Origin of the sequence: Rossellomorea marisflavi (genome assembly GCF_022170785.1) — a bacterium.
GTDB classification, from domain to species: Bacteria; Bacillota; Bacilli; order Bacillales; family Bacillaceae_B; genus Rossellomorea; species Rossellomorea marisflavi_B.
In genome coordinates, this window is sequence record NZ_CP081870.1 from 838,571 (window position 1) to 863,968 (window position 25,398).

31 protein-coding genes and 1 pseudogene are annotated in these 25,398 nt (G+C 40.7%); 25 read left to right on the plus strand and 7 right to left on the minus strand.

The window, feature by feature from the left end; genetic code table 11:
* Positions 1-168 precede the first annotated feature (168 nt).
* Complete coding sequence (locus K6T23_RS04515) at positions 169-324, plus strand: hypothetical protein (protein ID WP_238283698.1); 156 nt, start codon at positions 169-171, stop codon at positions 322-324.
* Positions 325-420: 96 nt separating this feature from the next.
* On the opposite strand, the gene K6T23_RS04520 is transcribed toward K6T23_RS04515, so the two are convergent.
* Together K6T23_RS04520 and K6T23_RS04525 are read right to left on the minus strand one after the other, a co-directional pair.
* Positions 421-948: a YdbC family protein gene (locus tag K6T23_RS04520; protein WP_238283699.1), complete on the minus strand. Its 528-nt coding sequence runs from the start codon at positions 946-948 to the stop codon at positions 421-423.
* Positions 949-1,047: 99 nt separating this feature from the next.
* On the minus strand, positions 1,048-1,497 hold the full coding sequence (locus K6T23_RS04525) for a hypothetical protein (RefSeq protein WP_048013808.1): 450 nt from the start codon (positions 1,495-1,497) through the stop codon (positions 1,048-1,050).
* A 273-nt stretch (positions 1,498-1,770) separates the two neighbouring features.
* Here K6T23_RS04525 and K6T23_RS04530 point away from each other — a divergent pair, with 273 nt between their 5' ends.
* The 22 genes and pseudogenes from K6T23_RS04530 (at position 1,771) to K6T23_RS04635 (ending at position 20,893) form a co-directional block, all read left to right on the plus strand.
* Positions 1,771-1,980, plus strand: a complete 210-nt coding sequence (locus K6T23_RS04530) for a hypothetical protein (RefSeq protein WP_238283700.1) — start codon at positions 1,771-1,773, stop codon at positions 1,978-1,980.
* Positions 1,981-2,214: 234 nt separating this feature from the next.
* Positions 2,215-3,204, plus strand: a complete 990-nt coding sequence (locus tag K6T23_RS04535; RefSeq protein ID WP_048013878.1) for an ABC transporter substrate-binding protein — start codon at positions 2,215-2,217, stop codon at positions 3,202-3,204.
* 63 nt (positions 3,205-3,267) lie between these two features.
* Positions 3,268-4,374: an ABC transporter ATP-binding protein gene (locus tag K6T23_RS04540; protein WP_079514985.1), complete on the plus strand. Its 1,107-nt coding sequence runs from the start codon at positions 3,268-3,270 to the stop codon at positions 4,372-4,374.
* On the plus strand, positions 4,367-6,028 hold the full coding sequence (locus tag K6T23_RS04545) for an ABC transporter permease (protein WP_238283701.1): 1,662 nt from the start codon (positions 4,367-4,369) through the stop codon (positions 6,026-6,028). The genes K6T23_RS04540 and K6T23_RS04545 overlap by 8 nt, the downstream gene beginning before the upstream one ends.
* A 14-nt stretch (positions 6,029-6,042) precedes the next feature.
* Positions 6,043-6,870 (plus strand): hypothetical protein, encoded by an 828-nt coding sequence (locus tag K6T23_RS04550; RefSeq protein WP_148984981.1) that lies wholly within the window; start codon positions 6,043-6,045, stop codon positions 6,868-6,870.
* A 181-nt stretch (positions 6,871-7,051) separates the two neighbouring features.
* Positions 7,052-8,605, plus strand: coding sequence for a sensor histidine kinase (locus K6T23_RS04555; protein ID WP_238283702.1), 1,554 nt, complete (start codon positions 7,052-7,054; stop codon positions 8,603-8,605).
* 2 nt (positions 8,606-8,607) lie between these two features.
* Positions 8,608-9,381: a response regulator transcription factor gene (locus K6T23_RS04560; RefSeq protein ID WP_056533566.1), complete on the plus strand. Its 774-nt coding sequence runs from the start codon at positions 8,608-8,610 to the stop codon at positions 9,379-9,381.
* Positions 9,382-9,524: 143 nt separating this feature from the next.
* Positions 9,525-11,279 (plus strand): dihydroxyacetone kinase subunit DhaK, encoded by a 1,755-nt coding sequence (dhaK, locus tag K6T23_RS04565; RefSeq protein WP_238283703.1) that lies wholly within the window; start codon positions 9,525-9,527, stop codon positions 11,277-11,279.
* 134 nt (positions 11,280-11,413) lie between these two features.
* Entirely contained in the window at positions 11,414-11,899 is a 486-nt protein-coding gene (locus K6T23_RS04570) for an LURP-one-related/scramblase family protein (RefSeq protein WP_238283704.1), read from the plus strand.
* A gap of 150 nt (positions 11,900-12,049) precedes the next feature.
* Positions 12,050-12,289, plus strand: coding sequence for a hypothetical protein (locus K6T23_RS04575; protein WP_238283705.1), 240 nt, complete (start codon positions 12,050-12,052; stop codon positions 12,287-12,289).
* 392 nt (positions 12,290-12,681) lie between these two features.
* Positions 12,682-13,149, plus strand: coding sequence for a DUF6985 domain-containing protein (locus tag K6T23_RS04580; protein WP_238283706.1), 468 nt, complete (start codon positions 12,682-12,684; stop codon positions 13,147-13,149).
* 197 nt (positions 13,150-13,346) lie between these two features.
* Positions 13,347-13,888: pseudogene (locus K6T23_RS04585) on the plus strand (T6SS immunity protein Tdi1 domain-containing protein).
* A 143-nt stretch (positions 13,889-14,031) separates the two neighbouring features.
* Entirely contained in the window at positions 14,032-14,742 is a 711-nt protein-coding gene (locus tag K6T23_RS04590) for a PoNe immunity protein domain-containing protein (RefSeq protein WP_238283707.1), read from the plus strand.
* A gap of 107 nt (positions 14,743-14,849) precedes the next feature.
* Positions 14,850-15,455 (plus strand): pentapeptide repeat-containing protein, encoded by a 606-nt coding sequence (locus K6T23_RS04595; protein ID WP_238283708.1) that lies wholly within the window; start codon positions 14,850-14,852, stop codon positions 15,453-15,455.
* 702 nt (positions 15,456-16,157) lie between these two features.
* A complete protein-coding gene (locus tag K6T23_RS04600) occupies positions 16,158-16,535 on the plus strand; it encodes a hypothetical protein (RefSeq protein WP_238283709.1) in 378 nt (125 codons plus the stop codon).
* 203 nt (positions 16,536-16,738) lie between these two features.
* A complete protein-coding gene (locus K6T23_RS04605) occupies positions 16,739-17,137 on the plus strand; it encodes a hypothetical protein (RefSeq protein WP_238283710.1) in 399 nt (132 codons plus the stop codon).
* Positions 17,138-17,205: 68 nt separating this feature from the next.
* Positions 17,206-17,661, plus strand: a complete 456-nt coding sequence (locus K6T23_RS04610) for a hypothetical protein (RefSeq protein ID WP_238283711.1) — start codon at positions 17,206-17,208, stop codon at positions 17,659-17,661.
* Between the two features lie 200 nt (positions 17,662-17,861).
* Positions 17,862-18,341, plus strand: coding sequence for an immunity protein YezG family protein (locus K6T23_RS04615; protein WP_238283712.1), 480 nt, complete (start codon positions 17,862-17,864; stop codon positions 18,339-18,341).
* Between the two features lie 183 nt (positions 18,342-18,524).
* Positions 18,525-18,950 (plus strand): DNA polymerase III, encoded by a 426-nt coding sequence (locus K6T23_RS04620; RefSeq protein WP_337946928.1) that lies wholly within the window; start codon positions 18,525-18,527, stop codon positions 18,948-18,950.
* A 453-nt stretch (positions 18,951-19,403) separates the two neighbouring features.
* Positions 19,404-19,826: a hypothetical protein gene (locus K6T23_RS04625; RefSeq protein ID WP_238283713.1), complete on the plus strand. Its 423-nt coding sequence runs from the start codon at positions 19,404-19,406 to the stop codon at positions 19,824-19,826.
* A gap of 41 nt (positions 19,827-19,867) precedes the next feature.
* Positions 19,868-20,443, plus strand: coding sequence for a suppressor of fused domain protein (locus K6T23_RS04630; protein ID WP_238283714.1), 576 nt, complete (start codon positions 19,868-19,870; stop codon positions 20,441-20,443).
* Positions 20,444-20,548: 105 nt separating this feature from the next.
* Positions 20,549-20,893, plus strand: a complete 345-nt coding sequence (locus K6T23_RS04635) for a hypothetical protein (RefSeq protein ID WP_238283715.1) — start codon at positions 20,549-20,551, stop codon at positions 20,891-20,893.
* Between the two features lie 56 nt (positions 20,894-20,949).
* Here K6T23_RS04635 and K6T23_RS04640 read toward each other — a convergent pair whose 3' ends face one another.
* From K6T23_RS04640 to K6T23_RS04655, 5 genes are all read right to left on the minus strand, one after another.
* Positions 20,950-21,123, minus strand: coding sequence for a hypothetical protein (locus K6T23_RS04640; protein ID WP_238283716.1), 174 nt, complete (start codon positions 21,121-21,123; stop codon positions 20,950-20,952).
* 21 nt (positions 21,124-21,144) lie between these two features.
* Positions 21,145-21,534: a thiol-disulfide oxidoreductase DCC family protein gene (locus tag K6T23_RS22365; RefSeq protein ID WP_420493494.1), complete on the minus strand. Its 390-nt coding sequence runs from the start codon at positions 21,532-21,534 to the stop codon at positions 21,145-21,147.
* Positions 21,534-22,451, minus strand: coding sequence for an HTTM domain-containing protein (locus K6T23_RS04645; RefSeq protein WP_238283717.1), 918 nt, complete (start codon positions 22,449-22,451; stop codon positions 21,534-21,536). Before K6T23_RS04645 ends, K6T23_RS22365 begins: the two co-directional genes overlap by 1 nt.
* Complete coding sequence (locus tag K6T23_RS04650) at positions 22,423-23,088, minus strand: DUF5819 family protein (RefSeq protein WP_238283718.1); 666 nt, start codon at positions 23,086-23,088, stop codon at positions 22,423-22,425. Before K6T23_RS04650 ends, K6T23_RS04645 begins: the two co-directional genes overlap by 29 nt.
* A gap of 111 nt (positions 23,089-23,199) precedes the next feature.
* On the minus strand, positions 23,200-23,553 hold the full coding sequence (locus K6T23_RS04655) for a hypothetical protein (RefSeq protein ID WP_238283719.1): 354 nt from the start codon (positions 23,551-23,553) through the stop codon (positions 23,200-23,202).
* 538 nt (positions 23,554-24,091) lie between these two features.
* On the opposite strand from K6T23_RS04655, the gene K6T23_RS04660 reads away from it, so the two are divergent.
* Positions 24,092-24,763 carry a hypothetical protein gene (locus tag K6T23_RS04660; RefSeq protein WP_238283720.1) on the plus strand — a complete coding sequence of 224 codons (672 nt, stop codon included), beginning with the start codon at positions 24,092-24,094 and terminating at the stop codon, positions 24,761-24,763.
* A gap of 132 nt (positions 24,764-24,895) precedes the next feature.
* On the plus strand, positions 24,896-25,366 hold the full coding sequence (locus K6T23_RS04665) for an immunity protein YezG family protein (protein ID WP_238283721.1): 471 nt from the start codon (positions 24,896-24,898) through the stop codon (positions 25,364-25,366).
* Positions 25,367-25,398: the final 32 nt, after the last annotated feature.

Below are 25,398 nucleotides of genomic sequence, written 5' to 3' on the forward strand. Positions count from 1 at the left end.
TATGTAAGATGAGGTAATTTTAAAATAAATTTGGGTAGTACCTTCATTGTTTTATCGGATGGTTTAACCCTTTTAATAACTGAAAACCGCTAGGCTTATTGAATAGTACGGCCTTTTCAATTAAGATAAGGATAAAATTGGGAGTTTTTGATGGGTGGGTGGAATCAAATGAACCGGAAGTTTTCATTCAATGGAAAGATCTATGAGGAGAAAATGAGTGGAAGAGTCATGGTTGGAGTAGGATATGGCTTGTTGCTGATGGCGGGAGTGTTCGTGGTGATGGATCAGCTTGTAGTGCCTCGATTGGATTCATGTTTGGACTGAGCTTATTGTTTGTCTCGAATTTCTTCAGAGTGAAGAAGGGTGAGTGAGAAGTGAATGGAAGAAAAGGAGGCTGCTGTTTTAACGCGTAGCCTCCTTTTAAGAATCATTACGATGAACGCGCCAGTCTTCAGTGACCATGAATGCTTCCACGGTCTCCCCTATTGTCCAGGGCGGTATTCCTTCTGCTTCATTGTCGGTGAACAAAAGGGTCCTTGCGGTAGAATCAGAGAATAGAAGGGTTTCATCACTTTTCTTATTGATAAGTGGCTGTTCCTCACAATCGTTGATGCTGGTTCTGATGAATGAACACTCTCTTAATCGCTCATTGACGGCGGATCCACTTGCCTTCCCCTCGAACAACTCGACCTTGATTGTGGTATAGGTAGCCCTCTGGTTTGAATGTCCGAAGATTTCGTCATGCATGTTCTCCATGAAGTTCTCATATCGATCGCGATTCTCCCAGAAAGAGTAGATGTATGCGATGGATGCGTCTGATGTGTCCCATCCACCCAACTGGACAATGAATCCCTCTACCGTTCTAAGGGCAACCCACACCATTTGCGCCATATGAAATGACTCGCGTTGATAGGACTCCACGGTGCATACGATACGTTTTACCAGCATGTGAGGTTCCTCCTTCGGTGTTCTAGCAACAGTCTAGCGGAGGATGGGGAGGTGGGAACCGACATTTGGCGGAACCCCAATGATTTCAAGGGAAAAGAATTAATCCTTCTCAATCTTCACCTCGATCACTCCGGATCCCGCCTCGACTTCCATGTATTTATTCGAATACTCATCTTCTTCCCTCCAAGGCACATACACGGTCTTGAACGCCTGTTCCTGTTCGTCTAGGAACGTAAGGTTGACGATATCGCGATAGTGAAGGATGCGGCCCAACACAGCCGGACGCTCGTGCACCACGTTACTAAGGGGATTGCTCGTGTACATCCCCGCAGGATGGGGCTCGGTATTTGGATCATACGCCAAGACGGCTTCATCCTCAAAACTGATTGCCATATGGAGGGAATCAGTCGAGTATGATGTGCCTTCCCCATAAGCAGTGACCCCATTTTCTTTCTGTGGACCTACGTCCAACCTCACCAATCGATCGGCCCTGACCCTGATGGACTCCACATTCTCGAACACAATATCAACGTAATGAAACTCGTTCACACGATCCCCTCCCATTGTACCTTTCTATCATTCTTCCATTATATACAATCCCGATGGGGGCACAACCGTAACAAAATAGAAAAAGCCTATGTATGTTGGAACTAGAGAGGGAGGAATGATAAGAATGGAAAGATGCAAGGTGTGTCAAATCATCTCGGCTCTGGAGCGACGGGTAAACAATGAAGAGGTGATTTTTTGTTCAGACAGGTGCTATGAGGAGGCTGATGATTCCCCGAATGATATGAATCACCGTATATCGATGACTATGATGCGATGAGTTGGGAGTACATCGACTGTTGGAGCCAGTATGACCCGAAGCACTCCAAAGAAGAAAAGCGGGCACTGCAAGAAAGGAGCGAGGCTGCGTGGGAAGAGTTTGCTGACTATGAAGGACTTGGTGGGAAAGATGGAATATTCTCTAGAGAAATTTATCGGTATTTGAGGGAGTTGGAGGAATTGTGGGACGAGATGGAATCGATTTGATACTTGGTGGACGGTTGGTTTAGTGTGTTCTATAACTAAAAATGGTGCATGGTGGCGGTTCCCATGCACCATTTTTTTGACGCATCGGAACCGTCCCTATGTGTTCATTTTTCCGGATATTCTGGGTTGGATTTCGGATTGTGGGTGGGTAGGGATAGGTTTAAAGTAGAGATAAGATCAGTTAAGGGAGTGAAGGAATTGAAAAAACGCACTAGTTTATTTTTATGCCTTATTATGTTAACGCTTACACTTGCCGCGTGTTCGTCAGGAGACAAGAAGACCGGAGGAGACTCCAAGGAGTTAACAGTGTATTCACCTCATCCGCTCGAATTCACAGAGCCTCTTGTTAAAGACTTTGAAAATGAAACCGGTATCAAAGTAGAATTGATTTCGGCTGGATCTGGAGAACTATTGAAGCGTGTTGAGTCAGAAAGTAAGAATCCGTTATCGGATGTCCTCTGGGGAGGTTCAATCTCGACGTTGAGCTCCAAGAAAGACTTGTTTGAGAAATATGAGTCTTCTAATGAAGAGGATGTCATTGATTCCTATAAGAATACGGATGGATATATTACACGTTTCTCTGTTGTTCCAAGTGTCATTATGGTGAATACGAACCTGATCGGTGATGTGAAGGTGGAAGGCTATCAAGACCTCTTGAACAAAGAACTAAAAGGGACGATTGCGAATGCGGATCCTTCCAAATCTTCATCTTCATTCGAGCACTTAATCAACCAGCTATATGCAATGGGTGAAGGTGTACCGGATGACGGCTGGGACTATGTGTCTGACTTTGTGAAAAATCTCGATGGGAAGCTATTAAGTGGTTCGTCCGCAGTGTACAAAGGGGTAGCAGATGGTGAGTATACGGTTGGACTGACGTTCGAAGAAGCAGCACTGAACTATGTGAAAAATGGGGCACCTGTGGAAGTCGTCTATCCTGAAGAAGGAACGATTGCGAAAGCTGATGGAATGGCCATCATCAAGGATGCAAACAACTTGGAGAATGCCAAGAAATTTGTGGACTATGTAACGGGAAAAGAAGTGCAACAGAAAATCACGTCTGAATTGAACCGTCGTTCGGTCTTGAAGGGGATCGAAATCGATCCCAAGTCAGGAATGAAAGATTTAAACGATGTGAAAGTCATCAAGGACGATGAAGAATGGTCTAATGATAATAAAGAAGAATTGCTGAGCAAATACAAGGACATCTTTACAAGCAATTAAGATGAATAGGCCGCCTCCCTCACGAAGAGGAGGCGGTCCTTTTTAAACCAGGGGGAATGAAACATGCCGACTCAAATCACGTTTAATGATGTAACCAAGAAGTACGGAGATACAACGGTCATTGATGGTCTTTCATTGGATATAAAAGAAGGAGAACTTTTCACATTGCTGGGTCCTTCCGGGTGTGGGAAAACCACGCTGCTCAGGATGATTGCAGGGTTCCACAGTGTAGATGGGGGAGAGATTTCGTTTAACGAACAGGTGATCAATGAGATCCCGGTCAATAAGCGGGACATCGGAATGGTGTTCCAAAGCTACGCCATCTTCCCGCATATGACGGTGAAGGATAATGTAAAGTATGGGCTGAACGCACGGAAGCTTCCGAAAGATGAAAAATCCAGACGGCTGGAGGAAATCTTGGAGACGGTCCAGATCACCCAATATCAGGACCGGCTTCCAGCACGACTTTCCGGAGGGCAACAGCAAAGGGTGGCACTCGCCCGTGCAATCGTCATTCATCCGAAGGTGTTACTCATGGATGAGCCCCTGTCCAACTTGGATGCGAAATTGAGAATTGATATGCGTCGTGCTATCAACGAGATTCAGAAGAAGATTGGCATCACGACGGTATATGTTACTCATGACCAAGAGGAGGCACTCGCCATTTCCGATCGGATCGCCGTCATGAATCACGGTGAAATCCAACAGGTCGGTTCTCCCACAGATATCTATCTTCGCCCGGCCAATCAGTTCGTAGCCACGTTCATCGGACACTCAAACCTATTTAGCGGGAAGGTATCACACCAAGGTGGGAAAACCCTGATTACCTTGGTGGATGGATTCACCTTCGAGATGACGAATCTCAAGAGTGAAGCGAAGGACGGAGCGGCGGTGACGGTTGCCGTCCGTCCTGAGGAATTCATCATTTCAGAATCAGAGGAAGGGATTGATGGGATGGTTACATTCCGGAACTTCCTCGGGAAATATATTCACTATGAGATTCAGCTTCCAGATGGAAGCAAGGTGGAACTCAGTCAGGATACCAACACATCTAAGCACTTCTTTGAAGTGAACCAGACGGTCAAGCTCCAGCTGTTGGTCAACAAAATCAATGTCTTCACGGAGGACGGGGAGCACAGTCTGATTGAAGGGGTTGTGAAATATGAATAAGCGATTCCCTAGATTCAAACTCGACTTCTGGAACATTATGATCATTCTCTGTTTGGCGATCTTCGTCCTGTTCCTCGTCTATCCATTATCATCTTTGATCATCAATAGTTTCAAAAGTCCGGGCTCAGACAGCTTCACGTGGGCCAACTATCAAACATTCTTTGAGAAAAAGTATTACTATGAATCGCTCTTCAACAGTTTCTCTATTACCATTCTGGTCACGATCTTCGCCGTCCTGCTTGGAGTACCCCTTGCCTATCTGATGACGACGATGAAGATCAAGGGGAAAGGGGTTCTTGAAGTCCTTATCATCATCTCCGTCCTGTCCCCACCGTTTATCGGGGCGTATTCATGGATCCTCCTGTTGGGGAGAAGCGGGGTCGTCTCGACGTTCTTCAAGGAACATTTTAATATTCAAACCCCGAGTATTTATGGGTTTGCGGGCATTCTGATCGTCTTCACCTTCAAGCTGTTTCCGTTCATCTATCTGTATGTATCAGGGGCATTGAAGAAAATGGATTCGTCCCTGATCGAGGCAGCTGAAAGTCTAGGGACGACTGGGATGAAAAAGGTCTATACGCTCATCCTACCGCTGATTTTGCCAACGATTCTTGCAGGGTCTCTCCTTGTATTCATGAATGCACTGGCTGATTTCGGTACGCCGATGCTGATCGGCGAAGGCTTCTCCACGATGCCGGTCCTGATCTACTCTGAGTTTATCAGTGAAGTCGGAGGCAATGCGTCATTTGCCGCGGCGCTCAGCACCATCATGATCATCATTACCGCCATCATCTTCATCGGTCAAAAATACATTGTGAACAAGAAGTCCTTTGAAATGAGCTCGTTGCGCCCTATCAAACCAGTGAAAGTAAAAGGGTTCAGGAATGTAATGGCACATCTCTTCATCTATGTAACGATTGCCATTGCCATCATTCCTCAAATCACGGTCATCTACACGTCCTTCTTGAAGACGCAGGGATCGATCTTTGTTCCTGGGTTTTCACTGGACAGCTATATCACCGTGATGGATCGTATGGGAGATTCCATCATGAATACATTCGTGTACGGACTGATTGCCATCATCATCATCATTATCCTCGGGATGTTGATTGCCTATGTTTCCGTGCGACGGAAGAATTTCTTCACATCCCTTCTCGATACGATTGCGATGTTCCCATACATCATTCCGGGATCGGTTCTTGGAATCACCTTATTGGTTGCCTTCAATGACGAACCATTGCTGCTGAGCGGTGGAGCAGCCATCATGATCATCTCGTATGTGATCAGGCGGTTGCCATATACGATGCGTTCAAGTGCGGCCATCATCTATCAGTTGAGTCCAAGTCTCGAGGAAGCATCGATCAGTCTCGGCTATTCGCAGCTTCGTACCTTCCTGAATGTAACGGCGAAACTGATGATGCCAGGGGTACTGGCCGGTGCGCTTCTCAGTTGGATCACCGTCATCAACGAATTGAGTTCATCGATCATCCTCTTTACGGGAAGTACGAGGACGATGTCTGTGGCCATCTACTCGGAGGTCATCAGGGCAAGTTACGGGACGGCTGCCGCATTATCCACGATCTTGACGGTCACGACGATCATCACGCTGATCATCTTCTTTACGTTCAATAAGACCAAGGAAATCAGTATTTAGAGAGGGGGAAGAGGATGGCATACACTGTAGTGGAATCGTACACCCACGCCAAGACGGGGCGGGACGAAGATAACGAAGACCGCATTGTGACCGTGCCCGGTTTTGCCGCGGTGATCGATGGCATGACGCCCCAGGATAAGAGTCTTTATTCCGGGGTATCCCCTGCCCTGATCTGTACAGAACGGCTCTCCGAGTGCATCGGGCGCTTTGCTCAGGAGATATCGTGTTATGATGCCGTTACGGCTCTGACGGACTGTATCGCGGATTACTACCGGGAACATCACATTATCGAGAATGTCAGCAACCACCCCCATAAGCGCATGGGAGCCAACATCATCCTGTACAGCGACCATCGCAAGGAAGTGTGGTTCGTCGGGGACTGTCAGTGTTCCATCGACGGGGTGGTGACCACGAATGAAAAGCTCGTAGATCAATTGATGACAGATATGAGGATCACCATTATCAGGAGCTATCTGGAAACGAGAGACCTTGAGGATTTGTACGAAAAAGATCTCAGCACCCTGCACATCCAGCCGTTTCTACGACAGCAGTACCATCACCAGAACAACCAAACGGATTCACCACTAGCCTACACCGTCATCGATGGCTTCCCGGTCATTCGGGATCAGGTGAAAGTGATCAATGTGAAAGAGGCAAAAGACGTGATCTTGGCAAGTGACGGGTATCCTGTCCTGAAGGAAGACCTTGCCCAAACGGAAGCGGCCCTCGCTCACTTACTCAAGAACGATCCCCTATGCTATTTTCTTAAGCCAAACACAAAAGGGCTAGAGAAAGGGAAAGATTCGTTTGACGATCGGGCTTATCTAAGAATGAAAGTGTAGTCAGCTAGTAGAGGGACTCTTATAATAAGAGATACAATGCTTCCAATAAGTTGGTGTGATCATCATGATAGGAAACACAACGATTAACAAACTGTATCGTGAGAAACTAAGTCGGTCCCTGCTCCTGTTTGCGATTATCCCTACGATTCTCGTAACGGGAGTTTTCTTTCAACTGTTCTTCATGATTATCAATGAAATCAGCGATCGGGAACTTACCAGTCAAAACAAGGAATTATCTTCGTTTTTGTCGAGCGAAATCACGTCGTACAAAAAAGAGATTCAAGCCCTTCAAGAAGATCCCAGGCTGTTCCGGGTGTTCAAGACGAATGACGTGCATAACGACATGTACAAGGAACTCTATCAAGTGGTCACCGATCACCAATTGAAGAGTAATTTTTATATTGTCGATGTAAAAGGGAACATCCTTTTAACGAATGCCTATAAGGATAACACGGCACAGATTTATTATGATAAGTATCTGACAAAGGTCAATAAGAATCAGGATAGAGACATTACCTTTTATAATGAAAAGGATAATCATGCGGCTGATTTCACCTTTTTAAAGATGACGGCACCAATCTACGATGGCAATAAGGTAAGCGGATTCATCATCTTTGATCTGCAGTCCAATCAGTTGAGGCGATTCTATGAGAATATGAATTATACAGATATCGTCATTACCGATCCCTTCGGTAACCAGCTATTCTCATCAAAACGATCGCTGATCCTGGATAATGGCAAGATTGGTGTGCTATCCAAGAAGGGGTACCATACCGTTTCCTCTTCCATTGTCCAGGATGAATTCATTGTTCACTCCATACGCTATGAAGGACTGTTACAAAAGGGATTCTTTTTCGGATTCCTTGGCCTATTCGTCATTTGTGGTCTGATGGTCATCATCACGAGGCTCTTTGCCAATCGCATCGCTCGGAAAAAAACGAAGTCCATCGATACTCTACTTTCAACGATTCTGGACGTCAACGAAGGAAGGTATAAAGGATATAACCAACTGGAGGAACAGGATGAATTTGAAACGATCAATTATTATCTTCATGACATGATCCTTTCCAAGAACCTTCTTCTTTCAGAGAATAAAGAAATCCATATTCGGAAGACGGAGGCCGAGATCAAGCAGCTTCAGATGCAATTCAATCCGCATTTCCTCTTCAACACGCTGGAAAACATCAAATTTATGATCCGCATGAATCCTTCATCTGCCGAGGAGCTTCTCTTAAAGCTATCTTCGATCCTTCGCTACTCGATTGATAATACCGATCAGGATAGCCCGTTGAAGGATGATATCAAGTATATTTACGATTACCTCGACATCCAGAAGGCAAGGTTTGAAGAACGATTGAGTTTCACCGTAGAGATACCGGAAGAACTGGGAACCACTCCGATACCGAAGTTGATTATGCAGCCTTTGGTGGAGAATGCAGTGAAATATGGCATTGATCATGTCGAACATCTGCAGATCAAGATCAAGGCATCCAGAATAGGGAATAAGCTCATCATCATGATATTAGATACGGGGAGTGGATTCACGCAGTCCCGGTTACAGGAAATCAGAGACTTGTTACACACTACTCAAAATCCTTCCAACCATATCGGGATCTACAATGTGCACAGACGGATCCAATTGAAATATGGACGATCGTATGGAGTGAGAGTATTTAGTGAAGAGAATAAAGGAAGCCTTCTATTGATCACCATTCCTTTTAGAGAGGAAGAGTAACGATGCTGACATTAGTCATTGTGGAAGATGAACGTATTATACGGCAGGGTTTGATCTACACCATTGACTGGACCAGTCTCGGTATCACCATCGTAGGGGAGGCAAGCAATGGGGCAGAAGGGCTTAAAAGAATCAAGGAAGTCAAGCCGGACATCGTGTTGACCGATATCAAGATGCCGGTCATGGATGGTATCCAGATGCTTGAAGAAGCAGCGGATTTCCATGAATGTGAGAAATTGATCCTCACGAGCTACAGTGACTTCTCATACGCACAGAAGGGGATCCGTCTGGGGGTCTATGACTATATCTTGAAGCCTGTAGACGATCGAATCCTGCATGAGACCTTTCAAAAATTAACAAAGAAAATGATAGACCAGCAGAAAGATAAACAGAAAACCCAAACAATCTCCTATTACCAAGAATTGCTTGATAAGGATCTGAGCCATCATTCGAACCATTACGTAACCCAGTGTGTGTCATTCATCAAGGAACATTACCAGGAGAAACTGTCCAACGAAGATATCTCGGAATCATTGAGTGTCAGCACAAGTTACCTCAGCCGAGTCTTTAAGAAGGAAACGAACCTGACCATCATGGATTACCTAAACCGCTACCGGATCATGAAGGCCATCTCCCTCCTGCAAACTGAGAACTACCGCATCTATGAAATCGCAAATGATGTAGGATTCTCAGACTACAAACACTTCAGTACCGTATTCAAAAAATATTTCTCCACCTCTCCCGGCGACTTCATGGCGAGAGGGAAAACCAGATGACGCATGGGGACGGTTCCCATGCGCCACTTTTTTGACGCACCGGAACCGTCCCTGTGCGCCACTATCCCTCATGCGTTACGCTTTCATTTTAATCCACCCAGTGAGATAATTTACCCAACGACAATCTCAAGGAGGCGCTGGATGTGAAGAAGGTGTTGAATAAGCCCGAGGACTTGGTGGTGGAGATGTGCAAGGGGATGGCGCTTGCTCATCCGGAGCTTGAGTTCATGAAGAAGTACAAGGTGATGAAGAAGAAGGAGTTAAATGAAGAGAAGGTCACGCTGATCAGCGGCGGCGGTAGCGGACATGAGCCGGCCCATGCGGGTCTTGTGGGGAAAGGGATGCTGGACGCGGCCGTGTGCGGTGACGTGTTTGCCTCGCCTTCGCAGATCCAGGTGTATCAGGCGATCAAGGCGACGGCCGGGAAGAAGGGTGCCCTGCTCATCATCAAGAACTACAGCGGGGATATCATGAACTTCAAGAACGCTGCCCACCTGGCCTCAGAGGACGGCATCGAGGTGGAATACGTCAAGGTCGACGATGATATCGCAGTGGAAGACAGCCTGTATACGGTGGGGCGCCGCGGTGTTGCGGGAACCGTGTTTGTACATAAGATCGCCGGGGCGGCAGCAGAGGAAGGCAGGAGCCTGCAGGAAGTGAAGGCCGTGGCGGAGAAAGCGGCGAAGAGCGTGCGCAGCATCGGATTCGCCCTGACCTCCTGCACGGTACCAGCAAGCGGATCGCCTACATTCAAGCTTGCCGACGACGAAATCGAGTACGGCGTCGGCATCCATGGCGAACCCGGTACGCGTCGTGAAAAGGTCGCATCCGCCGATGAACTGGCAGAGCGCATGGTAAATGATCTTCTGAAGGACATGAAGCTTGAAGGGGACTCAACCGAGCTTGCCGTCATGGTGAACGGCTTCGGGGGCACACCCCTGCAGGAGCTCTATCTGTTCAATAACTCCGTCACCCGCATCCTTTCGGGGAAAAAGATCGCAATCAACCGTGCCTTCGTCGGCAACTATATGACGAGCATCGATATGGCGGGCGTGTCCCTGACCTTCATGAAACTCGATGATGAACTGCGCACGTTGCTGTCGAGTGAGAGCTTGGCACCAGCGTTCAGGGTGGACGGACCGGTGCCAGGGGTCGAGTACATCGACTTCGGGGAAGAGGAAGAATCGACTCCTGTATCCTTCGAGGTGGAAACAGCGGACGAGCATGCGAAGATCAAGGATAATAGGGTATCCCTCCAGAACATGATCTACCTCGTGGACAAGATGAGCGACGTGATTATCCGGAATGAAGTCCCATTCTGCGAGCTTGATTCCCACGCAGGGGACGGAGATTTCGGCATGAGCGTCTCGAAGGGCTTCAAGCAGCTGAAACGGGAGTGGAAATCAATCTTGGACCAAGACAATCTCACCATCGGCAGCTTCCTCGACGCAAGCTCCATGGTTATCATGGAATACTGCGGCGGGGCGTCCGGTCCGATCTGGGGATCGGCCTTCCGCGCAGCCGGGAAATCGGCCGGTGACCGAACCGAACTGACCGTAGCAGAATTCGCGGACATGCTGCAGGCGGCGGTGAAGGGCATCCAGGATACAGGCGAGCGATCCTTTGGAAGGGGAGCGGATGTGGGCGACAAAACCCTCATCGACGCCCTCGTCCCTTGTGCAGACGCCTGGTCGGAAAGCGCATCGAACGGAGCCGACGTCAAAGCTGCGTTTGAAAAAGGAGCAGCGGCCGCAGTAGAGGGAGCCGAGAAAACCAAGGACATCGTCGCCCGGATGGGACGCGCAGGAACCGTCGGCGAACGCAGCCTGGGTCACCCCGATGCGGGTGCCTATGCCCTCGGAGTCATCTTCACGGAGCTATCAGAGAGTCTGACGTAATAAGTAGTGGCGCATGGGGACGGTTCCCATGCGCCACTTTTTTGACGCACCGGAACCGTCCCCATGCCACAAATGAAACCAACCTGGGCAATCATTCGTATAAACTAGTAGCACATAGGATGGAGGAAGATAGCATGAGTCAGCTGTATATGAAGCAGAAGGTTTTTAGTATAGGCGAAAAGTTCACGGTGAAGGACCAAGACGAGCGGGATCGGTATTATGTGGAGGGCAGCTTCATGCGGTTTCCGAAGACGTTCTCCATTATGGATACAGACAGGGAAGAAGTGGCGCTGATTACGAAGAAGATGTTGAGTTTTCTGCCAACGTTTTTTGTCGAGGTAGATGGTAAAGAGGTCTTAACGATCAAGAAAGAGCTTTCCTTCTTCAAACACCGCTACACGATTGATGCAGCAGGCATCGAAGTGAGGGGGAATTGGTGGGATATGAATTTCCAGGTGCTCGAGCACGGCGAAGTCGTAGGAGATGTAGCCAAGGAGTGGTTCTCCTGGGGAGACAGCTACAGGGTGAACGTACACAAGGAAAACATGGAGAAAGTCATGATTGCCTTGGTGGTAGCGATTGATTGCGTGAAGGCTGATGAAAAATCATCAAATAACTAGAAGCGTGGAGACGGTCTCCATGCTTCTTTTTTGCCCTCTGTGCCAGATTCCTAAGCGTGAAATACATAGAGTCACCTATGCCTTGCCCCCATCTCCTTTACAGCCCCTCTTCTTCCATTATACTGAAGGAAAGGAGGGGGACTGGATAATATGACCCGAATATGGAAAGGCATAGCACTCTTGTTGCTTATATTTGTTTGTGGAGCGGTCGCCCTGTATGCATGGACCGAATTCATCTTATATCTCATGCTGATCATCGGCACCCTTGTCACCTTGACACTGACCAATGTGATGCGTGTCTCATTCAATTGGTTGCTGTTGTTCATCGGATCGACCTTGTTATATTACGGGCTGTACATCGCTTTATTTTATGTGTGGGCGCTCATATAATCTGGTAATCGGTAAAATCACGATCCGCTTTATCAAAAGTCAAGGTGGGTTACAGGAGTGATGACTCTCTGCAAATCGTTCAAGCAGGAATTGTGTTCCAAGGGAAGGTTATTATGACCTTCTTTTTTTTTGCCCACTTGCAAGAAAGCACAGTCCTCAATATCTTTTCTCACATAACATCTTTTTTCATGGGGTGTATTATCAGGTTCATCTAGCCGGACTTCTATGCCCACATCTCCATCCTGATACAAAATATGGTAAAATTAGTAACGTAGCATAAAGTAATTAATGAAATATAGTGAATTCCGACACCTTGTTGGGGTAGGAGAAATACGTACATGAGTTTTTTAGATCTGATGGGTTTGCTAACAAATAGTAAAAGGAGATTTTAAATGACGATAGACGATCCGATTTTTGGTGAACTTCAGTATGAATATGTTTGGACTAGGGATACCATTATTCATTTTTGTGAAAAAGAATCTGAGATATCTTTGATCATCGATGGGGAAGAAGATGGAGAATTTGATGAAGAGCAGTATATGGCATATCAAGCATTAATGCAGAATTGGGAGGACTTACAGCCAAGTTTATTGCAATCAATATTAGACTATTACAAACAGAATCGTCATGAACTAGGTTATGATATTGAATTAAATGATAAGTATCCATTGATCGAAACACCAGATCAACTACTAGAAATGATCACTTTAGATGGAATTTTTGTTCCGTATGGGGATATTTTCGAAGGTCGAGATATTGGAATTACATTTAGCTGTACATGGGATGCGGAAAACGGATTGGGGATTCGTTTATTAAATGAAAAAATAATTGAACTAGGCTATCAAGATGTTGCCATTTGAAAGGTTGTTAAGAGTCATGATGGCGTGCAAGTGAAGGTAACGCTGCACAACCCAGAGCAGATAACAGGAGGAAAGGCAGAAGTAAGAGATAAGAGAATACATCCATTAATAGGTAGTCAATGGAGGATGAACAAATCAAGGAATTAGCAATGAGTATGGCACCAAAAATACTTAACACATTAGTGGGAGGAGTATAAATGGAAAAATACTTAAAAGACTTTAAATGGCATAGTAAAGTTCCGAGGGAAATCATTGAAAATATAGGCAGCTGGTACCAAATGAAATAATTGATTTATGGAGTAATTATGGATTTGGTACATTTATGCAAGGGTATTTTAAAAGTGTAAATCCAGAGGAATTTAAAGAGATTTTGGAGGAGAGCAGTCAAAGATACAAGGATTCAGTTGTGTTGTTTGCCACAGGGATGGGCGACCTAATAATTTGGTCAGATGGATACGTCAGACTGCTTAATTACAGGTATGGTGTGGTAAAGACAATTATGTTTACATTTGAGTTTTTCTTTCAAAATGTTAATGATTTGGAATTCAAAGATGAAGATTTGTCTTGGCAACCTTATCCAAAAGCCCTTAAACAATATAGTGAGTTGGAATATGACGAGTGCTTCGGCTATACACCTTTATTAGGTCTAGGTGGAGCTGAAAAAGTAGAGAATCTAAAAAAAGTCAAACTGAAGGAACATATTCTTATTATGACAGAATTTATGGGACCGGTTCAGTAAAGATAATCATTTTCTGGATCTAAGATCTGTACATCTCTTAGCTGGTAGCACCTTTGTAACAACGTTAGAACAGCTGGAGAAAATGAGGGTGCTGTGTGTAGGTATTAGTGAAGAAAAACCCTAAGTATTAAGGAGATAAGTAAATGAGAGACACTCGTAGAACTCTGCCTTATTTTCAGAAATATCTTGAAAATGAAACTCACAAAATACTAAAGTATAAAGATATGGCTGAGAAAGTGAAACGGGAACGAGGAGAAGAGGATACAGGTTTAAAAAGAGCTTATCGAATTATTCAAAATAGCTATTTTAACAAATTGAACTGCCTATATTCTATGGGAGCACCAATTGGAGAGATCCAAAGGGTGTATTCTGAAATGATCCAAATAATGAATAAGGAATGGAACAAGGAAAGTGGCTATGTCAGACTGGTGTGGATGCTTTCCATCGGCAATATGATTAATGTTCCAGACCACGATGTCAATCAGCTTAGAGAGTTAGTTGTCAAATCCCAATTGAAAGATTACCTAGTAGATTTTTTGTTGAATGGTAACCATAACGATTTGGATCGTACAACACCATCACTCATGTTTTCAGATCCGTATAGCATCCTATTTGATGTTATTCATGCGAGCAGCGAAAATGAGGCCATAGAGAAATTAAAATATTATTTAGAATCTAAATGGTATCCTGGTCACGAAGATACAGGCTGGTATGACTCGCATAATAGTCAACATGATACGTATAACGGGTATTGGAGTTATGAAAGTGGAGCCATCGTAACGATTCTAAAGTTAGATGATACGGCCTTAAAGGATACTCCGTACTACCCTTATGACATGGTTCACTTCAAATGATAAATAAATTCCTTCCCACAATAAATTAGCAGAATGCCTTACAGAAGTGATTGGTGCTACAAAAATTCTAAGAATTAAGTAATTCAGTGTAAAAAAAGGAGGTTGGAATGAGTTTCAATATCCGAAAAACTATCGTTCAATTAAAGTCACACCGTCTCTGGATTGAAACGATTGGTAAACAAGGAGAAAAACTAGGTATAGATGAAGTGGACTTGCGGAATGTGGATTTGTCCCCGTATCCACTAGACCAAGCGAATATAACCGATTGTATCTTTGATGGCATGGATTTAACTAACAAGGATATCTCGTCATCATTACTCTGTTCATCAACGTTTCGATCAGCACATTTAGTAGGAGCGGATTTAAGGAAATCTAATGTCTCCTATGTAGACTTCACAAATGCCAATATGAAAGCTGCAAGACTTGCTGATTGCGAATGTATCGAAACCGTGTTCGCTAAGGCAGATTTGTCAGACGCCAATTTGGTAGGTGGCCTTTTTGATGAGGTGGATTTCCGACATGCTGTTTTATCAAATGCCGATATACGATTAGCATCGTTTGAAGGTGTATTACTGAACGGTGCTATCTTAACCGGGGTTCGTGGAATCGAAGAGGCTTTTATAAAAAGTATAAATATAGGGACTGTAGAAGAACCGATCCTATTAATGGGCGAAGAAGCTGGGGAATGGTTACAAAATAAAAGTTTAGAGTAATGGGATACAATTCTATCTTTAATAAGTAGGTGAGTGAAAGTGCGGGCTGAAAATCTGCATGATATTCTGGAAATGATATCAATATGAAAATAAGGGATATCTATCCATTGTCACAGGAACAATCCCAGGCAGATTATATTGGATGGGAACATTCATCATCCATATTCAGGTATAGAGTAATCTCAATGGAATATAGATTCGGAAACAACTCCTATCAGGGATGACAAAGCAGCATGTTGAAAGGGTGGTGAGTGAAGGTGTTGGCTACCAATCTGCACGATGTTCTAGAGCATTTCGATTTCACAGACAGTATTGTTACCGAAGTGAGGTGGGCGGACAATCTAATAGACCTGATAGTGGGATATTCAAGAGGGTCATGACAACACAAGGATGATAAAGCTTATTTTTGAACACTGCACAAAAGCGGATTTTCAGATCAGTACAAATCTTCCCTTATCTCCTGATGACGTAAACAAAGAAAGTCTCTTAACGATTGTTCTTTTTAAAGAGCTGGAAGGAAGTTCGGATAAGCATAAGCATGTGGGGATTTTCACGATAGACTACTCGAAACCGTGGTTGTCGATAGTATGTTCCAATGTTGTGTTGGAGGAATAGTCCTGTGTAGAAACCTTGATTAGCAAAATGCGCTTTTTAAGGTTTCTTTATTTTATCAAATCGTAATAAATGGAAGGAGGTAGGCTCATGAAAGTAGTGGAAGAAATAAGAAGACTATTATTGAGTGAGGATAAAGTTGAGAAGGAGAGAGGGATTGAAGATATTGGAGATACGTTCCAATATGGAGGTGTGGACAGCCCTGAGCTCATAGAAGGGATCAATCTACTCCTAGCGCATATTCCTATGGAAAAGGATGATGCAGTAAAAGAAAGTATGCTTTATTCGATTCATAACGGAATTGTTAATCAAGACATTGCTTCTGACATTTCATTGGATCTGCTGGTGCCAGTTCTATCGACGTTCGATGAAGAACAGTTAACGTATGTTCTGACGTTTATGGGTTTTTCAGGAAAGGGTAAATATAGATCCTGGAGACGTTTCTTCGTCATTCTAGTGGAGAAATAATAGAAGCTGCTAAAGAGGCCATTATTGAAATTGAATATAGAGGGTCCAATGGGGAAAGGCGATAGAGCCATTGATGTTGTTTTTGTATAGAGTAAGGAAAAGTTACTTAATGCACAAGGGCATCGTTTAAAAGTCAGAAACAGGCTACCTAGTTATAGTAGGTATTCTTCCGGGACAATATGAACCAAGTAGGGGGACATGCTTTGGAACATTGGGAAAGATGGAAACCACTAAAAGACTTACCCTCAACATTGTATAATGATGCTTTGATCGATACTAGAGAAGGATTTATTTTAGAGTTCAGCAACGACATGAATGATAAGAAATATGTAGTTAAGTTTGAAGATGGGGTAGTATCCTACAGAAATTCAGATGAAGGTTCATTATTGAAAACACTACATTACTTAGATCAACAATACGGTACAGATTTTTACAGCGAGTGGACTTTATTTGTAGTCAGGAACTCTGCGTACAAACAATGGTTCCTTGAAGAAAGTTCAGGGGTTTTTGAGCCTGATCAATTGCAGCATTATGTGTTTTTAACGCCACATGACGTGATCGAAGTACTAACTACTTACCCTCCAAGTATTCAAATACTATAACTGTATCCTTACCAGCGCAACGTTCAAGGTATTCCGAGAATATTCCATAAAAACAGGAGTGATTTTCATTGTTCGATGATCATGTAAATGGAGAATATACGGAATTTAGAGACGCTAATGAAGGGAATTTCACATGGTGGAGCTATGTGAATATGAAGTCAGATTTAAAAACAGCTCTCGGGTTTGCGAGATTTTTTTACCCAGATATTATTGAAGTTGAAGGGTGTTTCTTATTAAAAGATAGGTTTTCGGAAAAATATTTTGAACTATGGAAAAAGGAATGTCAAGAAAATAAACTGAATATAGAAAAAATGATGAACTTATACCAAGTTAGAGATTTTTTTCATATGAATGTTGATGAGGACGAAAACGTAGAGGAGCAGATACAGGCTTTGGGTAAGGCTATTAAACTACTTTGGTCGCTCAGCTTTAAGGATCGATTCCCAAGTCATGAAATCGTTGTATCTCTGTTCGAGGAAGACGACGGAGAATTATTCGTTACTGTATATGAAGATGAAAAATAGCATTGCAGATCTTTTTTTAAGTAGGTGATCGAGATGATAAAAAAAAGAAAGAATAATTAACGAAATCATCCATGAGCATACAACCAATTGCAACGGCAAATCCAGGTTATATCCAACGATTACAGACTTATACGATACTGTATGAGTCATTGCGAAAATTCATATGAATCGGTCGGAAAACATATATGGAGGTGAAGACAATGGACATTAGAAATATGGAACCCATATATATAAATATTGGACAACAAGTAAATCAAATTATTCCTGAACCCTGGGATAGAGTATTACTATATTCTGAAGTAACCGAGGAGAGTAATCGAACGTATTTCTACTATTATCCTCATAATAAGGAGACACCAATTTATAGCTTGGATATTGAAGAAATGATTGATATCGACGAATACGAAGTAAATAGGCAATTACACCAGTTATATAAATACTTGAAAGAATTATGGGTTGAAACTAAAAATCTAAATCAACAACAGTGGACAAATTTAACATTGAAGTTAAATTCGGATGGTAAGTTCAATATCGATTTCAAATATAATAGCTTGGTAAATGAAGATAGCTATGAGCAGCAAATAATTTGGGAATACGAAAGACTAGGTTTGGTTCCGAATGAGGATCGAGCGCGAGACGTTAAGATAATAGAAGAATATAGAGAAAACAACAAAGGTTGAATTTGAACAAATCAGAGGAGAATCTTTAAGTACGCTTAAACCACAACCAGACCCTAAATTGAAACGTATATAAGATGAAGCTGCAATCAAAGGTATTTAAAACGGGGTTTGATTTTTTCGCCAGTACGATCCAACGAGAAGCTCACATTTTCCTTATGTTCCATGAAAACAAATGTTAAGTAGGTGAGAGATTTGAGTAATTTGTTGTACCATGCATATTTGCCTGGAAATAATGAACATCATATCTCGCTTGACGAAGTCAAACGTGGTGGTATTAATTATTCTAGTAAGTCAAACAATAGATATAGTAACGGCGGCAGGGTGAAACTTGAGGTAACAGAACGGTTCAGGCCTACCGACATCCCTGAATGGCTAAACTTCAAGGAAGCAATAGGTGTTGATTTAGTTAATCGGTTCTCAAAGTCTTTTTGCTTTCCTGTATTTACAGATAAAATTTTTGTGTTTGATGGTGATCTATCTCTTTCGATCTATGACCAAGCTTTCTACGATGATTTTAAAGACTTTGATGAGGAAGCTTTAAATTTTGATACTGGAGAAACGATTGAGTTTTGGATTAACCTATACTGGAAAAGTGCGATGCCTCTTTAACAAAGCGTTATTCAAAGCCAGAAGTTTTAGTTTTTGAATCTGTACCTAAAGAAATGATTCGTGTATGTGAAGAATGAGTATGGAACCTTGGTTGGCTCAATGCCTTTCGAGTTTTTTTCTATTTGTTAATATATGAATGGATAAAATTAGCATGGGGTATAAGGTAAGAACTGGAACGCCAATTTACCGGATTTTTGGTAGTGGAAAAATCATGATAGGTTGAATGGGGGACCTGATAAATGGAAAATAAAAATAAGGAACTTTGAATCAAATGCTACGGATAGTATGCAAGATGACGAGTTATCTATAACAACCGATACTATTACAAATGTAAATGTACTCTTCCTGGTGGACTGCACAGATGAAAACCGAAAATAGCTGAAATCAGACGGAACATCGACTAGATATCAATCTTCAAATGGGGTTCATATTCCAATAGAAGGGAAATGTAATATGGATACAAAAGAAATTGAGAATCTACCTGATAGATTACCGGCGGGAATACTACTAGCATTGTTTCAGGACGCATTAGATCAATTTAGAAAGGAAGAGATTGAGAGAGATGTTTTCTTAATCATCCTTGGTCAATTAACAGACAGGCAAGTGATGACATACGAGCTAGTAAGAAGTGATATACGAAATGATATCGATAGAACTCTTTCTGGATTATGGAATACGGATTCCTATGATGAAGTAGATCTGATTCTTTCTATTGTAGTCAATCTCGGTCTGGAAATTTGCTTTGAAAAGATAAAAGAATCACTGGATCAGAATAAGGATATCGATCAATCAATCCTGAATGAGATCCAGGAAGCAATAGATGAAGTAGGCGAAAATATCTCTAATCCGTATGATAGCTTGGAGAAAAATAAATAATCTCAAAAGGTGTTATGGATGAAGACACAAGGAGGTTTACTTTGAGTATTTCAACTGATCATAAAATCATTGCAAAGGCAGCACACCATGCTTTTGGGGGTAAACCTGGTGTCTCGAGATACTGGGACGAAAATAATGTGAGTAATATTGATATGCTAACAACCGTGAATAGACCCGTTGACGGTGTATCATCGTATTCTACTATTGGACTATCTGACCATTCAATTGAATTGATTGTTGACGAGACACCTTTGCGGATCGAAATAGTAGGAGCAAGTGCAACAGATTATGAGCAATTTCCTAATATACTGGCAAGCTGTGCATTTGGTCTTATTAATTCGAAATTGTCCGTTTCTCACGGTGAAGTTTTTCGAAATATATTCCAGATGTATTATCCCATTATCGAGATGAGACATGTGTTATTTGTGTCACCTTTCTTGTGGGAGGATTTAAAGACAATCGAGTTTCCAAACAAAAAAGTGGCTTGGCTGCTAGCTGTTCCGATATCTGAGAATGAATATCTATTTGCCCAAGAAAAAGGAACAGATTCATTAGAAGAATTATTTGAACAGGAAGAGATCGATATCTTTGATTTAGAAAGAGGATCAATCGTGTGATTTTCTAGTTTATTAACCTTAATTGACCTAATACCTTTGAAGGTTATTTATAATTCCAATAAAAAGGTGTCAGCTGGCTATCCTGCACAATAATGGAGGCATACTATGAAAGAAGTTTTACTGAATACCATTGACAGATTGTATGCAAAAGGTGATTTTCACTATGTACTAGCCAAGTATATTGATAAGGACTATTGGGCTCGTACGTTCAATGATGAGGTAGAACAGATTTTCATCGATAATCTTACCGACTTCAGTTATTCAACGTGCTTTTCTTATTTTATTCAATCATCGCGAGGTCCGAACTTTAGAGTAGGTAGTGTTGAGTTCAATGATTATCTTAAGGAAAAGCATGAGATAACCGGGATTATGGTTTTAATTTCGGTAATTGCTCCGTATTCAGTGGTCAAATATGTTAGTTACACTACAATGATAGGAAATTGTAAATAAAAAGATATTGCTTCCTCCACAAGTGGGGCAATATCTTTTTAAATGTAATCTGATAATCACTTATTACTGGATAACTTAGCTCTCCATATAAAAGCAAAACTAATTGCCAGTAAATTTAGACCAAGCATTACAATATTATAAATACTAGTTGGATTATTAAAAAAATAGTCTGCATATCTTATTACATTTAAAACTAATACAATAATTAATAATATAAATGTCTTATTCATAGTTTACCTCCTAAGATTATGCTACAAAAAATACTTTCTCTTTTCTGGGCTTATCAGCGTACATGAGGACATAGGTATCTTTCTTCGATTTTTTGCAACAAGCTTATATACGAAATTTCTAAGTATTTTTGGAAAAAAATAAAGTAGATATAAAGGAGTAAACAGTTTATTTGACGTAACTAATAGTTTGATTACAGAGTCAGAATATAAATATTCCTGATTATTTCTTATAAAAATCATACTTTCAATTTCTCGGGCAATGTTTTTTTTATACCACTCACTTTCAAAGTTAGTGATTTTTAGCTTTTCGTTCCTATTTATCCTAATTATGAATCTAATGAAATTGCTGCACATATCACAGTTTCCATCGTATACTAATATATCCATATGACAATCTTTTTTTAAAATCATTATTTAACACCCTGAAATTCAAGATTTTTAGTTCTTTTACATTTATTTAGGAACTTCTTTATAGATGCAACAGCCTTGTACTCCTTATCGGTGATAAATTGAAGGTCTAGTGCAATCATTATAATTGCAAATTGTGCGAGACCCATAAACATTAAGATACTGAGATGGAAAGCGATTGATCCAAGCAATATTAAATATCTAACGTATTTATTAAAGACAAGAAACGGGAAAAATAATTGTGTGAATATAGCAGAATATGCTCCAAAAGTTAATAATGCAGGTGAACTCAAAACAAAGTTCTTCATACCATCCGTGAATTCCATAGCGAAAGCTTCTAAGTTTAATACATAGTATAATGCACTTCCATGGAACCACATACTACCCTGGGCTTTAAAAAAACCAGCAAAGAAATAAAGTATACATACTTGAATGATTATCATAACAAAAAATAAGTTATGTACAATATTTCTATAAGGAGATTTTCTAGTGAGTTTATGTAAAGAAAAGTATTCTGTATTATTTGTGAAAATCATGTAAAACAATACTATTATAAGAATATTATTTCCACCATCTAATAAATTGGGATTGGCTTTATAAAGTGTATATACAAATACATATATTATTAAGTTGAAAAAATTAGAACCAATTCCTAACGTATATAACACCATCAATAATATCCCTAGATAGTAAAATAGGTTAAAATAGGTTGGATTATAGAGAAAGGGAACTGCATAATTAAATATTGTTGAATTCCATAAAACCTCTTTTATGGGGTGAGCTGTAATTAATTCAAATAATACGTGGATTCCAATAGTTATTCTCAAAATGCTCAAACTAATCAAGTTATATTGATTTTCTCTTGCTAAATAGAAATACTTATGAAAAAATTTATTGATTTTGGTCTTGATGGTATCCATTTAAAATCCTCCCTGTCAATTGATTTTCGTTCATTTTAGGAAGATATACATATTCGTATTTAGATTTTCCCTTAATAGTGCCATTTTCATATTCTGGGAAGTACTCTATAGAATAACGTAATTGTATTGAATTAATATTCTCATATTGATGACCAACTATATTTAAAGCAAAAGTATATAGGGTTTCAATCTGAAAATAGTCTTGAAAAAAATCATCAGAATTCACATCTAATTTTACGTCCTCATCTTCTTTCATTTTCTGAATAAATTCAATTTCTTTCATAACAGAACTTTCAAGCTGGACTAGTGTGCCAGTATAATGGCCATAGGGATGAAAAAAGTTTTTTTTAGTTTGACTAATGAATTTATCACTTAAACTGATCCAATCAGTTTCTAAATTTTTGTTTGCCTTTTTATATTCAATTCTGAATTGAAGATTATTGTTTGTGTTTGAAGGGTTTGGTGCGAAAAGTGTCCAAGTTTGTTGAAATAAGGGATTCATGTAGGATGAAATAAAATTCTCGTATTTGTATTTTAATGGTGTTAGTGGGAAATTATATGATATAGTCATACTCGTATGGAATATTAAAGTGAGTGTTAAAATTGAAAATAGAACTTTTTCTCCTGATTTTTTCATAGTTTCACCTCGTTTATTTAAAGGGCTACATCTGGATATAAGAATAAAAAAGGTGGACTAAAATATGTATAGTATCTAATGTTGTGTCCACCAATAAACAATTACTAATTTCTATCTACCAAAGGAATCTTGGGCAACTTCAGAAAGCTCAGGAGACCCATTCTTATATCCAGCTGATGGAACATTTCCTGTTGCCTTTCGACCAGCACATGAGTAATCATAGACTTTGTTATACCCCGCTTTAGCTACATCGTAAATCACACCACCCACCAATGCACCTGCTACGAAAGCTGGATAAGCCTCTGGTTTAAAATCATTGGCGATTAGAGCATCCTTATCAGAAACTTTGTAGTTTTTGACACTATCTGTTTCAGCAGAAGCAAAAGAGCTATTAGTAGTGAACACTCCAATAAATACCGAGAAACCTAGTAACCCAGTGACTAAAATTTTTTTACTATTTTTCATTTATACCACCTCCTTCGTTAGAAATTGTAACATCTTTTTACAAATATTCCATAGTTTTTACAAAAAACAGGGAATAAGTATGAGTAAGGTAATATATCTAAGGGCTTTTTATCTAGATTAAAAATAGTGCACCATCATTATGGACACAATATCTCTTGTTTTTTTATACCTTTTTATAGACCAGTAAAGCGTTGGTCTATTTTTTCGTAACTATTTATAATTTCTTTACTGAGCAGAACTTCTAGGTAATGGTCGTAAATGACTCCAGATGTTCTATTTGAAAGGGTTAAGTTTCCATCAATTTATTGCACCTTCAAAGTCCTTTTTAAAATATTTTCCTATAGTAGTTTGGAATAATGAGAGGAATCTGCAAAGTTAGAGCTTGGAATATATTTGTAGCAGACACTTTTAGTAGATTTATTTCAAAGATGAAGTAATAACTTTAGCTAAACCATTGTATTCTTAAAGATCGGAGTTTGGCGTAGAGAATAAGATTCATCAAATTTAGAGGAAGGGAGTAATGTAATGGCAAGAATGAATGTTAAAATTGAAAAAGTTACTCAATTATAAAACATACCGAGAAATCACAGAAGAAATGTTGATTCTCAAGTATGACGGACAAGTAATTTACGAGGGGTATACAGATGACCTAATAACTTCAGTAACAGGTGACCTAGAATTAAAATTAAATCATGGTAGGAGCAATACTTCTTCAGTTATCGCTAGAAAATATGATGAACATATTGTATGGATACCAAAAATCTCTTTAGACTCAGATTATATCTATAAAACGATTATTTTTAATTCAGATCAGTTTAAAGAATTATGGACTTCTTTAAAATATGATGCTGAAGATGACTTGGGTTTTATAAAAAGTATTAGTGCAGATGAATTAAAACGAATGTGGATGACGGGGGCTAGAGGGATAGAACGAATAGATGATATGTCAGGTCTAATCAAATCAGTTATTAAAAATACCATTGCACTTTCTACAAATTTAGAAGGTCAGGAAACCATTCTTTATGATCTTATTGAAAATCGGTGGGTATTAAAAGAAGGCAAAATCATAGAAGGGAAAGACAATTGGGAATGCTTTGTTGCTTATCTTGATAAGGGAATCTTTGAGAACTGGAAGGTTTTAAAAAAAGATCATGAAGATAATCTATATATTCACTTAGGGAACGGATATTGCTTACCAATAAAATATTAATGGCAGCAATCGTTAGGTACGGAGGAGTGGCGAATACTTCGCCAAAAATACATTCTGTCTATTTACATAATCTGGAGAAGTTGGTGCTGATCTCATTTCAATATTTATGGACTTGGGAGGATGCGGATTTAAGTGGAAAACGAAATGAACAAGTTGTATAGAGAAATAGCTGAAACTATTAACGAAATGATCCCAGAAGTATGGGAGGAATTTTATTTTTATGCTCAGATATCGGGAAATGGGGGAGGAACGTACTTTTTTTATAATACACCAGAGAATAATCAACACTTTAATTATAGTGTGGAAATCCCATTTAACTATTACATTGATAAAGAAGAATTTAAGAAAAATAAAAGAAAGCTGTTTGAGTTGAGCGATAAAGATAACCAGCAAGAACTTTGGTATTCTTTTACAATGACTCTTGAAAGTAGCGGGAAATTTAAAATGCATTATGATTATACAAATTGGTTCAATACAGACTATCTTTTTAGCGACCAAATGATGATCTGGAAAAATAAGTACTTGGAAGAAGCGGCAAGTGATGGGGAATATCAAGCATTAATCGATAAATATCATAGCGAATTTCCTGATGATCCAATTTAATTAACTAAAAGACAAGGGGAAGCAGGGAGCTG